Genomic DNA, 11121 nt, shown 5'->3' with positions numbered 1-11121 from the left:
GGCCTGCGCCGTCAGCTCCATGCACTTGGAATACATTCTTCGCCAAATCGAGTCCGACCGTGATAATATCCGACATGACCGCTCTCCTTTTTGTGGATCATTGCAGACCCACCTTGGCACATCGATGCCGCCGGAGGGCGGTTACATCATCAAAGCCCGGCAGAGCCACCCATTTTTCCCGCGCATCTTAGATGCTTTATTCGTCCTGCCGTCAGCCTCTGCCGAGAGCCTCCTGTGCAGAGCGCACCGGTTGTCGTTCGCCACTCCCCTGGACCCCTGGCAGCCGCCGCTGGCCCCCTGCGGAGGGCTGCAAGGGACACTTGCTTGTTCCTTCCGATCCCCCTGCCCTGTGTCGCCGCTTGCCACTCCCCCAAACTTACTGGCGCTTGCTAACAGTATTGAACGGTCACAGCCCTATCGCTTAACCGGATTGCTCTCCCGCCAATGGAGTGACCACGGCCCGTCCGATATGGACTGATGCGCCAACCAATGAACAGACATTCATCGCGACCATCGCTCAAGGATAACTTTTTGGCGCAAGACCAATCAGAATTGTATCGCGCTGTCAATTTGAATACCGAGATATCAGACCAAGGGTCGAGGTTGCATCCTTGGCCGGAAGTCTTCCGAGCCGTGCATTATCCTTCCGGCATTTTCCGCGGCCTTAGTTGCTTTTCATGCGCCTTGATTTGCGCAGTCGAAACCTTTGGTTTCGCCAGAAGGCTTGTCTTCCAAGCTACCGGCTTCGCTGAAGTAGACGGTTTCTTCGCAGTCTGCTTTGCTAACACGACCCGTTCGGGCTCAGCTTCCCGCTCTCAGTGTCGGGTGCAGTAGCGGCCCACAGCGGTCAGTCACCAAGCGGAACATCACTGCCGTTCGCGTCCGAAAAGCTGCCATTGGTGCAGTGCGCGGCCTCCACAGTTTTCCTTGCCCATATCTTTCGCACATTGGGGATCGAACCATGTTACGAGTTTTGATAGAGCTCCTTACAGTTGACAGGCAGAGGGCAACCCTGCGCGCGCTCCGACGAAGTCTCTTTTGCAATTCGAAAAGGTGCACGGAATGCTCTCAATACATGCGATACCGGATGCATTTAGTAAAAGCGAATGTGAGCGCGTTATTGCGACTATTTCCAATTCGCCCACCGATGAAGCACTCCTCGTCGGCCGCAATAAAAATCACAATCTTCGCAAAGCAGAGTTGGTCTGGACAGATAACTTGGCTGGCATGGAGTGGGTGATGGAACGCCTCATCGAGCTTGTTCGGTTAGCAAACAGAGATCAGTTTGGATTCGATCTACGCGAATTTTCCGAAAGCCCTCAGGTGGCGATCTACAAGTCGTCAGAAAGCGGACACTTTGCGTGGCACTCCGATATTGGCGGAGGACCAGTCTCTCGAAAGCGAAAGCTCACCCTCGTTCTGCAATTAAGTGGCTCCGATACCTACGACGGCGGCAATCTGGAGATAATGCCTGGCGCTCAAATTCTCACTGCCAATCGCACTCAGGGGTGTGTCAGTATTTTTCCCAGTTTCACGCTTCATCAGGTATCGCCAGTCAAAAGTGGTACACGTTACTCGATGACTGTTTGGGCGCATGGTCCAGCATTCCGGTAATCTCGGCCCGTAGCTGCCTTTGACGCAAGGGGATGGCCGCTGCGGTGCAGCCTGCACGAGCCGTCATTCGCCGCGGTTTCAAAAATTGAAAAAGGGCTGAGGTCGGCACCGCGGCGGAAGCTGTCATTCTCTTTACGTTTTGAGCCTAACCAGGATCTTCTTTTTTGCGGGCGAACGTTATTCACCATAGAGTGGACAAATGACCCAAGATATTTTGACCATACCGCGACCGATCCTGTGGACCTTTCGACGCTGCCCTTATGCAATGCGGGCGCGGATGGCTGTGTTGAGCGCGGGACTGGAGGTAGAACTGCGCGAGATCAAATTGAAAAATAAGCCGCAGGCCTTTCTTCGGGCCTCGCCCTCGGCCACGGTGCCTAATTTGCAAGCGGGTGGTCTAAACTTGGATGAGAGTCTCGACATCATGCTATGGGCGCTTGGGAAGAGCGATCCGCTTGGGCTATTGAACATGCCGAGTATCGGCGAAGCCCTGATTGCCCAGAACGATGGGCCCTTCAAAGCCGCGCTTGACCACACGAAATACTCAGACCGCTATCCTGATCTGGATGCCCAATCCGAACGGGCGCAAGCATCCAACTTCATTCAGTCTCTTGAGACACAGTTGGCGAAGTATCCTTTCTTGACGGGCGACAGGCCCACACTCGCCGACATCGCGATCTTTCCGTTTGTGAGGCAGTTCGCCCATATTGACCGTGCCTGGTTCGACGCGCAGCATTGGCCCAATGTGATCCTTTGGTTGGACGGTTTCCTTCAGAGCGCCGATTTTCAGAAGACCATGGTGAAATTCAATGTTTGGAAGGACGGCATGCGCCCCAATCTTTTTGGCCACGCCTCCGAATAGCTCTGGCAATGCCGATGCGGCCCGGCAACGGCGGGTGCGGATGGCATGGCCTTCGGGGCAGAGCCCGAAAGTGTCCGCAGCCGACCTCAACTGGAAACGCAGCGAAAGCCGGTCCTCAGCCCTTTCTGATCAAGGAAGGACTCGACCCAAAGCCGACGTCCAACAGTAATCTTGCATGCTTCGGTGCGGCCCGTCGAAGGAGACATTCATGCATCACGTAGCATTTTGTCTGCCGAAACGTAGGTCAGCGGGACAAAGTAGGGTTCGCTGCGCTTGCGCCAATGGCTGCTCTTCGGATGGAGGCTCGTTATAGTTCTGCCAAGGGCTCCTCCACCGGTGAATGGCTGAACGACGGATTGGTTGTCACGTCCAGCGGCATGCAAACAAGTCTTACATTCTGTTCTTCCTCCGACATTCTCGACATTTGGTGGTCAAAATAGACCCTTTTGGGCAGCGAAGTGTGAGTTGTTGCGCAATGACCCAACCGGCGGCTCAGGCCCGGCTTTCAAATTTCATGCCGAGCCGCGGTTTTGCCTATCGCGACAAAACCGGGCGCGCCGTGGATCAGTCAGTCAGCAGCTTCTTGCGCTCGGCAAACTCGGTCGAATCGATCTCACCTGTGGCATATCGTTCCTTAAGAACCGACAGGGCTCGGTCGTGCGCCGCATGACTTTTCGAACCGGGTCCGGTCGCGCCGGAAAGCCCCAGGAGGTATATGATCCCCGCAACGATCCCGACCACGATCAAAATCATAAAGATAGGCCCGACAATCATTCCAAACCCTCCCCACTGGTTGCCGCCCCACATCATGTCATGGCCATGTTCATAAAAGCCGTTTCGGCTCGGGATTTCTCCGACTTGTGCCATAGCCGACGTGGCTGCCACGCTGAATGCTGCCACTATACCCGGGACATATACCCTGTTCTTGAGTTTCATTTCATAGCTCCGTTCGATTAACAGCAACTCGGACGACCTGCTGAGCATCAAGCTATAAGCGAATAATGGGGCTCGGGTTGTGATCTGGATCAATACAGCGCTAACAAAATGCTGTAGAAAATTGCAGGATACCGATACGCAATATGCATTTCAAAAAACATCTAAAACGACCAACCAGGTGCTTATATGGTGCCGACTTCCCGGTTCCGCGTCTGCCATGCCATGCCATGCCAATAAAGGAGTGCACGTTCGTGAGTTACACAATTAATCGCATGTTCAATGACAGCTCATTCGACGAGATCGACGCCCGAACCCGAAGCGCCCTTGCGGACCATGGTTTTGGTATACTGACCGAAATCGACGTAAAGACGACGATGAAAAAGAAGCTTGATGTCGAGATGCCGTCCTATCGCATACTTGGTGCCTGCAACCCGAAAATGGCCTACTCTGCCATCGGGATAGAACCGCGGGTCGGCGCGATGCTACCTTGCAACGTCATCCTGCGCGAGGTCGAGGGCGGTGTTGAAGTTAGCGCCGTCGACCCGGTGGCGTCGATGCAGGCTATCGAAAATGCTGACCTGACGGCCGTCGCGGGCGAGGTCCGCGACCTTCTAACGAAGGCCGTCGAGGCGATCTGAGGTGGGCCTGCGCGCCGCCCTCCTCGCAGGGCTGGCGATCCTCGGGGTCGCTCTGCTCGCCGTGTGGCAGTTCGCACCTTCAGTGTTTACAATGGCACGCGGGCTATTGGACGCCGAGCGTCTCGATATGCTGGTAGCGGGCGCAGGTATTTGGGGTCCTGTCGTGATCGTCACGCTGATGACGGTCGCGGTCGTGGCGAGCCCGATCCCGAGCGCGCCGATCACACTGGCCGCTGGCGCTGCCTACGGACATCTCTGGGGGACGGTGCAGGTCGTAATCGGCGCCGAACTCGGAGCGCTGATCGCGTTCGGACTCGCGCGTATTCTGGGGCAAGATGTCTTGCGGCGGATGTTGGGTGATCGGGTCGATGCCGGTCTGCTCGGCTCGCAAACCGCTTTGACGATTACGGTCTTTGCGAGCCGCCTTATGCCTTTCGTGTCCTTCGACATGATCAGTTACGCGGCGGGTCTAAGCCGACTGCAAGCCTGGCGCTTCGCGCTTGCGACACTGGCTGGCAACATTCCGGCGAGCTTCCTGCTCGCCCATTTCGGTGGGGAGGCGGTCAGCGGGGACCTCGGGCGGGCGACATGGGCGGTGCCTGGCCTCGGTCTGGTCACCGGATTGCCACTGCTCTGGATAGCCACCCGACGCAAAACCCCAAAGGAATTCTGATGGCGGACGCCTACAAGAAAAACAGCATCACATTGCCCGGCGCAGTGGCCATGGGCACCGGTGTCATGATCGGCGCGGGCATCTTCGCGCTGACCGGGCAGATCGCGGAACTCGCCGGACCGCTCTTTCCGTTCTCGTTCGTCGTCGGTGCCATCGTGACCGCGTTCAGTGCCTACTCCTATATCAAGATGTCGAACGCCTATCCGTCTGCGGGCGGCATCGCGATGATCCTGAAGAAGGCCTATGGGCCGACGACAGTGGCGGCAGGCGCATCGCTTCTTATGGCGCTGTCGATGGTCATCAACGAAAGTCTCGTCGCCCGCACCTTCGGCACCTATACCCTCCGGGCCTTCGGCGGCGATGCCGACAACATTCTCGTTCCGGTTCTCGGCGTCGGGCTGATCGTCTTCGCCTATCTCGTGAACGCCTCAGGCACCCGCTCGGTCGGGTTGGTTTCCATCGTCATGGCGGTGCTGAAGGTGGGCGGCATCGCGCTATTCGGCGTTTCCGCGCTTTGGGCCAGCGGTCTGTCGTTCGAGGCCTCCGGTGGAGATGCGGGCGCCACCGGCTTCGTTGCATCGGTCGCGCTGTCGATCCTGGCCTTCAAGGGCTTCACGACGATCACGAACAGCGGCGCAGAGGTTACCGACCCGCACCGCAATGTCGGCCGGGCGATCATTCTGTCCATTGCAATCTGCGTGGTCGTCTATCTGCTTGTCGCCTTCGCGGTCGGCTCCAGCCTGCCGCTCGATCGCATCGTGGCGGCGAAGGACTACGCGCTGGCAGAAGCCGCCCAGCCCGCCCTCGGACAGACCGGCTTCTACCTGACGGTGGCGCTGGCGCTGGTCGCGACGGCGTCGGGTCTGATCGCCAGCGTGTTCGCGGTGTCGCGCATGCTGGCGATGCTGACAGATATGAATATGATCCCCCACAGTCATTTTGGAATGCCGGGCACAATTAAGGACCACACGCTCGTCTACACCGTCGTGATCGCGGGCTTCTTGACGGTCTTCTTCGACCTCAGCCGCATCGCTTCGCTTGGGGCGATCTTCTACCTGGTGATGGACATCATCATCCATTTGGGCGTGTTCCGGCATCTCCGCGAGGAGATCGGCGCACGTGGCTGGGTGCTGCTGACAGCCATCATGCTCGATGCCGTGGTACTGGCCGCCTTCGCGACTATGAAATGGCAGTCCGACTCGCTGATCGTCGTGATCGGCCTCGTCGGCATGGCGCTGGTGTTCCTGTTTATGCGGGTGTTCCTCGCGCGCAATCCTGTCAGGGAAGGCGCTCCCGACCACCATCGAAAATGACTTGAGTTTCCAGTCACTGGAAGCGTGAAACTACTACAGAACCAGAAAGGTTCCCGCAACATGGACCACGATCATCATCACGCCGCGCCCGGCATTCCGGCAGGAGCTGAGACGGCAAAGGACCCGGTCTGCGGGATGACGGTCGCGGTCAAGGCCGATGGGCGCCACGCGGCGTTCGGAGGCGAGACTTTCCATTTCTGCTCCGAGAAATGCCAGACGAAATTCAAGGATGACCCGTGGTTCTATGCAACGGGCCGAAGCGCCGAGCGCCCAAAGGTAGCCCCTGCGGACGTCCAGTATACCTGCCCGATGCATCCAGAAATTATCCGCGACGCGCCCGGTGCCTGCCCAATTTGCGGTATGGCGCTGGAACCGATGGTTCCTTCGGATGAACCCAGTGAGGAACTAACCGACTTTACGCGCCGTATGTGGATCTCGGCTGGTGCAGCAGTGCCCCTGATCGTCTTGACCATGGGCGGGCTGGTCGGATTGCCAGTGCGCGATTGGATCGGGCATCAGATGGCCAGCTACCTTGAGTTTGTGCTGGCCACGCCCATCGTGCTCTGGGCAGCATTGCCGTTCTTCAAACGGGGCTGGGATTCGGTCGTGAACCGCTCGCCCAACATGTGGACACTCATCAGTCTTGGCGTTGGGGCGGCCTATCTCTATTCGATCTTTGCAACGTTCCTGCCGGGCCTCTTTCCGGAACAATATCGCATGGGCCATGGCGTCGGCACATATTTCGAAGCGGCGGTGGTGATCATAGCATTGGTATTTGTCGGTCAGGTGCTGGAACTGCGCGCGCGCGAACGCACGGGAGACGCGATCCGTGCGCTTCTTGACCTCGCGCCCAAAACCGCGCGGCGTATCCTGCCGGATGGAAATGAATACGACGCGCCGCTGGAAAATATTATGGAAGGCGACAGGTTGCGCGTGCGCCCCGGGGACGCGGTTCCGGTGGACGGGACAGTGATCGAAGGCCGGTCGTCGCTGGACGAAAGCATGCTCACAGGCGAGTCGATGCCAGTCGAGAAAGGCCCCGGGGACGCGGTGACCGGTGCCACAATCAACAAGAACGGCAGCCTCGTGATCGAAGCAGGAAAGGTCGGCGCTGATACCGTGCTGGCGCAGATTGTGACCATGGTATCGAACGCCCGACGATCACGTGCCGCAATTCAGGGACTGGCGGATCGGGTCTCGGCTATTTTCGTGCCGACGGTCGTAGGTATCGCGATCTTAGCTTTCGTTGCGTGGATGATCTTTGGACCCGAACCCGCACTGGTTTTTGCGATCGCTTCAGCCGTCTCGGTGCTGATTATCGCTTGCCCCTGCGCGCTTGGACTTGCCACTCCAATCTCTATTACCACTGCTGCCGGACGCGGCGCGCAAGCGGGCGTATTAATCAAGGATGCAGAGGCGCTGGAGCGCATGGCAGGCGTTGACACGCTGATCGTCGATAAGACCGGCACGCTGACGATGGGCAAGCCGAAGCTGACCGACACGCTGGTGTTGGGGAATATTTCCGAGGCCGACCTGCTGTCTTTGGCCGCGGCACTGGAACGCGGGTCCGAACATCCGCTGGCTGAAGCGATCGTAGAAGGGGCCGAAGCGGTCGGCGCAGCGCGGCAAGAGGCCACCGACTTCGAGGCCGTCACCGGCAAGGGTGTGCGCGGAAAGATTGGCGGACGCGCTGTAGCCCTCGGCAATGCCGCGATGATGCAGGAAATGCGCTTGGATACGACCGACGCCGAAGTTAGCGCCGACACCTTGCGCATGGAGGGCAAGACGGCGATGTTCATCGCGGTCGATGGGGCACTTGCGGGCATCGTAGCCGTCGCCGACCCAATCAAGGACAGCACCGCGCAGGCAATCAAGGAACTGCATGCCCAAGGGTTGCGGGTGATCATGGCGACAGGCGACAACGAACGCACGGCGCAAGCAGTCGCGAGCAAGCTCGGCATCGACGAGGTGCGCGCGGGTGTCATGCCGGAAGACAAAAAGACGCTGATCGACACGCTGCGGCGTGAAGGCCACAAGATCGCGATGGCGGGCGACGGCGTGAACGACGCGCCCGCACTGGCCGCCGCCGACGTCGGTATCGCGATGGGCACGGGTGCAGACGTTGCGATGGAAAGTGCAGGCATTACCCTTCTGGGCGGCGACCTCATGGGCATCGTTCGCGCACGCAAACTTGCTCGCGCCACCCTGCGCAACATCAAGCAGAACCTGTTCTTTGCCTTCGCCTACAACACGCTTGGCGTGCCCATTGCGGCGGGATTGCTCTACCCCGTCACGGGCCTTTTACTCTCACCAATGATTGCGGCGGCCGCGATGAGCCTATCGTCCGTCTCGGTTATCAGCAACGCGCTGCGCCTTCGGCGAATTGAATTATAGAGGAAAACGGCTGTTCAAGAATTCGAAAGCGGCATTCGCCGCGTTGCAGAATTTTTGCACTTCGGGCTCGGTGCTGATCTCCGATGCGCCGCAGATTTTCATGATATAGTGCAGTGTCAACGTCGGGTTGTCGATGTGGGAGGGCATGGCGGATCGGAGGAACTGTGATGCAAACACCAAACTTACCGGCCATTCGCACACTTCGCCCCGCGTGGAATAAGGGGCGCATCGTTGGTCAAAAACGACCACTGAAGCCCAAACATGTCTGGGCGATCCGTGTCCGGCTGGAACTGGCCGAGAACCATCGCGATCTGGCCCTGTTCAATATGGCGATCGACACCAAGCTGCGCGGCTGTGACCTCGTACGGATGAAAGTCGTCGATGTCATGGCGTCTGGACAGATTAGAGAACGGGCATCCGTGCTGCAAAGCAAAACCCAAAAACCTGTGCGGTTCGAAATTTCCGAAGGCACACGCGCCTCAGTGGCGAAGTGGATGGAAGATCCGTTGATGGTCGGGTCCGAATATCTTTGGCCCGGGCGTTTCCACGAGCGGCTTTACATCTCAACACGCCAATATGCTCGCATCGTTCGGGATTGGGTTTCATCCATCGGTTTGGAAGTGACCGCCTATGGCACCCATTCGATGCGCCGCACGAAGGTTACCCAGATCTATAAGAAGACAGGCAACCTCCGTGCCGTTCAACTTCTGTTGGGACATACGAAGATGGACAGCACAGTTCGTTATCTGGGCGTTGAACTGGAAGACGCATTGGCAATTTCGGAAGCCACCGAAATTTAAGAGTTAGGGCCGTTCGACAAGGACGGCCCATTGCCGCCTTTCACCTTTGGTAGACATGCTGCGCTGCGGCCCGTCGAACCAGCCCTTCGTGCATCGCGCAGCATACTCACCGCTCAAACGTCGGTCTGCGGACAAAACCGACATTGCCGCCGATGATATGGGCGGCTGCTTTCGATAAATGATGTCACTACCAAGCTGATCCTGTACTTTTTTCATGAGCGGGTGTGGCTGCATTCACAGTTGGTAACGAGCGGAAAACCAGTGCTGCCGTCCACTGACATTGATTTTTTCCTTTGTTCCCTGTATAGTTAACGGTACGGACCAAGAAGACTGGCATGTTGCCGGATTTGAAGCGATTGCTGGAACATGATGTCCAAGCTGCCCGCAGGGTCCAAATAGACCGATCCGAACAGGGTGGTCGCAACCCACATCATTCAGACAGTTACTGCCGATAGCTTGTCAATCGCAGTGAAGAAGGAGCACCATGACCAATTATGCACAAGCAAGAGTATCAAACCCCTCGGGCCACTTTGAAACACCGGATCATGTCTTGAGCGACGTCAAGCTCGGCCACGCTGACAAGGTGAAAATATTAAAGTCGATGGCTGCCGATGCGGATCAAAAGCTGGAGGCAACATCCGAGGGCATGGCCGGATCAACTCCATCCTACAACGCGGAGGATCTACAGTCCGCCCTCATTCATCTCGAAAATGTCAAAGATGTTGAAGGCGTAGAGACCACAGACGTCCAAACAGCACGCTTCCAACGCATCATGGTTCTCACGACAGTCGATCAGTATCTAAACTGCGAAGTGGCTGGCGTCGCCTTTGACATGGCCGAGAGCGTGGGCGGCAAGGTCTGCTTGCTCAATGTTGTCCCAACAGCCTTCGAGGGGGCAGGACTGGCGGCAGCAGGACCAATGGTCACCGCCGTTCCCCTTGTCGCGACTGACGATGCGCAAATCATCGAAGATCGCCGCGATCAGCTCGAAGAGCTAAAGACCGCCTGCGGTTCAAGTGTCGAAACCAAAATCGAGGTGCGTATAGGCCAGATCGAGGAGGTCATCGTCGCGTTTGCCGATGAGTTCAACGCTGATCTCATTGTCGTTGGTTCCCCAAACCGATCTTGGCTTAAAGCGTTTCTCGACACTTCGGTCGCCCGCAGGGTTACGAGATCGGCACTCTGTCCGGTTCTGGTCGTACCCGAACCATCATAACAGTTCTTCTCACATCTTCAGTCAAAAGCTCTTTGCCGCAAAGCTTTGCGGCCAGAACGGTGCGTGGCTTGTTGCGCCACGTCACACCATTGCACGCACGAATTTTAAGGAGACTACTCATGGCCAATTTGGCTAAAACGACCATCTTTACATCCGGCACGTCCCCGAAAGAAACGCCGCTGGATAAGACAACGCGCATTGTGAGACGCATCAACGAAGACGAGGCAGAAATCCGTCATCAAAAAACAGCACGACTTCGCAAAGCGCGGTTTGACAGTGATGCTGACACACCGGACTCGTAACTCAAAAGCTGGGGTAATCCCCCCTAAAATTAGTGGTGTTCAAAAGTAGAATTTTCTCGGCAAGATATCTGAGGAGATTTACGATGAAGAACGGACGATTTAGCGATGCGCAGATCATGGCTGTGTTGAAGCAGGCGGAGGGCGGTGTGCCGGTCTCTGAGCTTTGCCGGGAGCATGGGATGAGCAGTGCCAGCTTTTACAAATGGCGGGCCAAATTTGGCGGTATGGACGCGTCGCTCATCGTAGAGATGAAGGACATGGCCGAGCAGAACCGCCGCCTCAAGAAGATGTATGCGGAGATGAGCATGCAGAATGAGTTGCTCAAGGAAGCCCTCGGAAAAAAGTCTTGAGGCCGTCTCATCGACGAGAGATG

At 57.3% G+C, this 11121-nt stretch carries 11 protein-coding genes and 1 pseudogene; 11 read left to right on the top strand and 1 reads right to left on the bottom strand.

The window, feature by feature from the left end; genetic code table 11:
• The first annotated feature begins 1062 nt into the window (after nucleotides 1–1062).
• On the top strand, nucleotides 1063–1614 hold the full coding sequence (locus BM174_RS19875) for a 2OG-Fe(II) oxygenase (protein WP_093925560.1): 552 nt from the start codon (nucleotides 1063–1065) through the stop codon (nucleotides 1612–1614).
• Between the two features lie 199 nt (nucleotides 1615–1813).
• Nucleotides 1814–2476: a glutathione S-transferase gene (locus tag BM174_RS19870; RefSeq protein ID WP_093925559.1), complete on the top strand. Its 663-nt coding sequence runs from the start codon at nucleotides 1814–1816 to the stop codon at nucleotides 2474–2476.
• A 564-nt stretch (nucleotides 2477–3040) separates the two neighbouring features.
• Here the strand turns inward: BM174_RS19870 and BM174_RS21280 are convergent.
• On the bottom strand, nucleotides 3041–3412 hold the full coding sequence (locus BM174_RS21280; protein ID WP_218152958.1) for an SHOCT domain-containing protein: 372 nt from the start codon (nucleotides 3410–3412) through the stop codon (nucleotides 3041–3043).
• Nucleotides 3413–3663: 251 nt separating this feature from the next.
• Between BM174_RS21280 and BM174_RS19860 the strand changes: the two genes are divergently transcribed.
• From BM174_RS19860 to BM174_RS19820, 9 genes and pseudogenes are all read left to right on the top strand, one after another.
• Nucleotides 3664–4050, top strand: coding sequence for a DUF302 domain-containing protein (locus BM174_RS19860; protein ID WP_093925558.1), 387 nt, complete (start codon nucleotides 3664–3666; stop codon nucleotides 4048–4050).
• A 1-nt stretch (nucleotide 4051) separates the two neighbouring features.
• Entirely contained in the window at nucleotides 4052–4723 is a 672-nt protein-coding gene (locus tag BM174_RS19855; protein ID WP_093925557.1) for a TVP38/TMEM64 family protein, read from the top strand.
• The gene (locus BM174_RS19850) at nucleotides 4723–6036 is read left to right on the top strand and encodes an APC family permease (RefSeq protein WP_093925556.1); all 1314 of its coding nucleotides are present in this window, start codon (nucleotides 4723–4725) and stop codon (nucleotides 6034–6036) included. Before BM174_RS19855 ends, BM174_RS19850 begins: the two co-directional genes overlap by 1 nt.
• Before the next feature lie 60 nt (nucleotides 6037–6096).
• Nucleotides 6097–8430: a heavy metal translocating P-type ATPase gene (locus BM174_RS19845; RefSeq protein ID WP_093925555.1), complete on the top strand. Its 2334-nt coding sequence runs from the start codon at nucleotides 6097–6099 to the stop codon at nucleotides 8428–8430.
• A 167-nt stretch (nucleotides 8431–8597) separates the two neighbouring features.
• Nucleotides 8598–9230: a tyrosine-type recombinase/integrase gene (locus tag BM174_RS19835; protein ID WP_093925553.1), complete on the top strand. Its 633-nt coding sequence runs from the start codon at nucleotides 8598–8600 to the stop codon at nucleotides 9228–9230.
• Between the two features lie 165 nt (nucleotides 9231–9395).
• Entirely contained in the window at nucleotides 9396–9542 is a 147-nt protein-coding gene (locus tag BM174_RS21800) for a DUF2061 domain-containing protein (protein ID WP_143092507.1), read from the top strand.
• 238 nt (nucleotides 9543–9780) lie between these two features.
• A complete protein-coding gene (locus BM174_RS19830) occupies nucleotides 9781–10446 on the top strand; it encodes a universal stress protein (protein ID WP_245766463.1) in 666 nt (221 codons plus the stop codon).
• A 119-nt stretch (nucleotides 10447–10565) separates the two neighbouring features.
• Nucleotides 10566–10748: a hypothetical protein gene (locus tag BM174_RS19825; protein WP_093925551.1), complete on the top strand. Its 183-nt coding sequence runs from the start codon at nucleotides 10566–10568 to the stop codon at nucleotides 10746–10748.
• Between the two features lie 83 nt (nucleotides 10749–10831).
• Nucleotides 10832–11121, top strand: a pseudogene (locus BM174_RS19820) (transposase); the annotation flags it as partial.

The organism is Sulfitobacter brevis, assembly GCF_900112755.1.
GTDB lineage: Bacteria > Pseudomonadota > Alphaproteobacteria > Rhodobacterales > Rhodobacteraceae > Sulfitobacter > Sulfitobacter brevis.
Note: the sequence above shows the minus strand (reverse complement) of the source record. Positions and strands in the feature narration are given on the sequence as shown.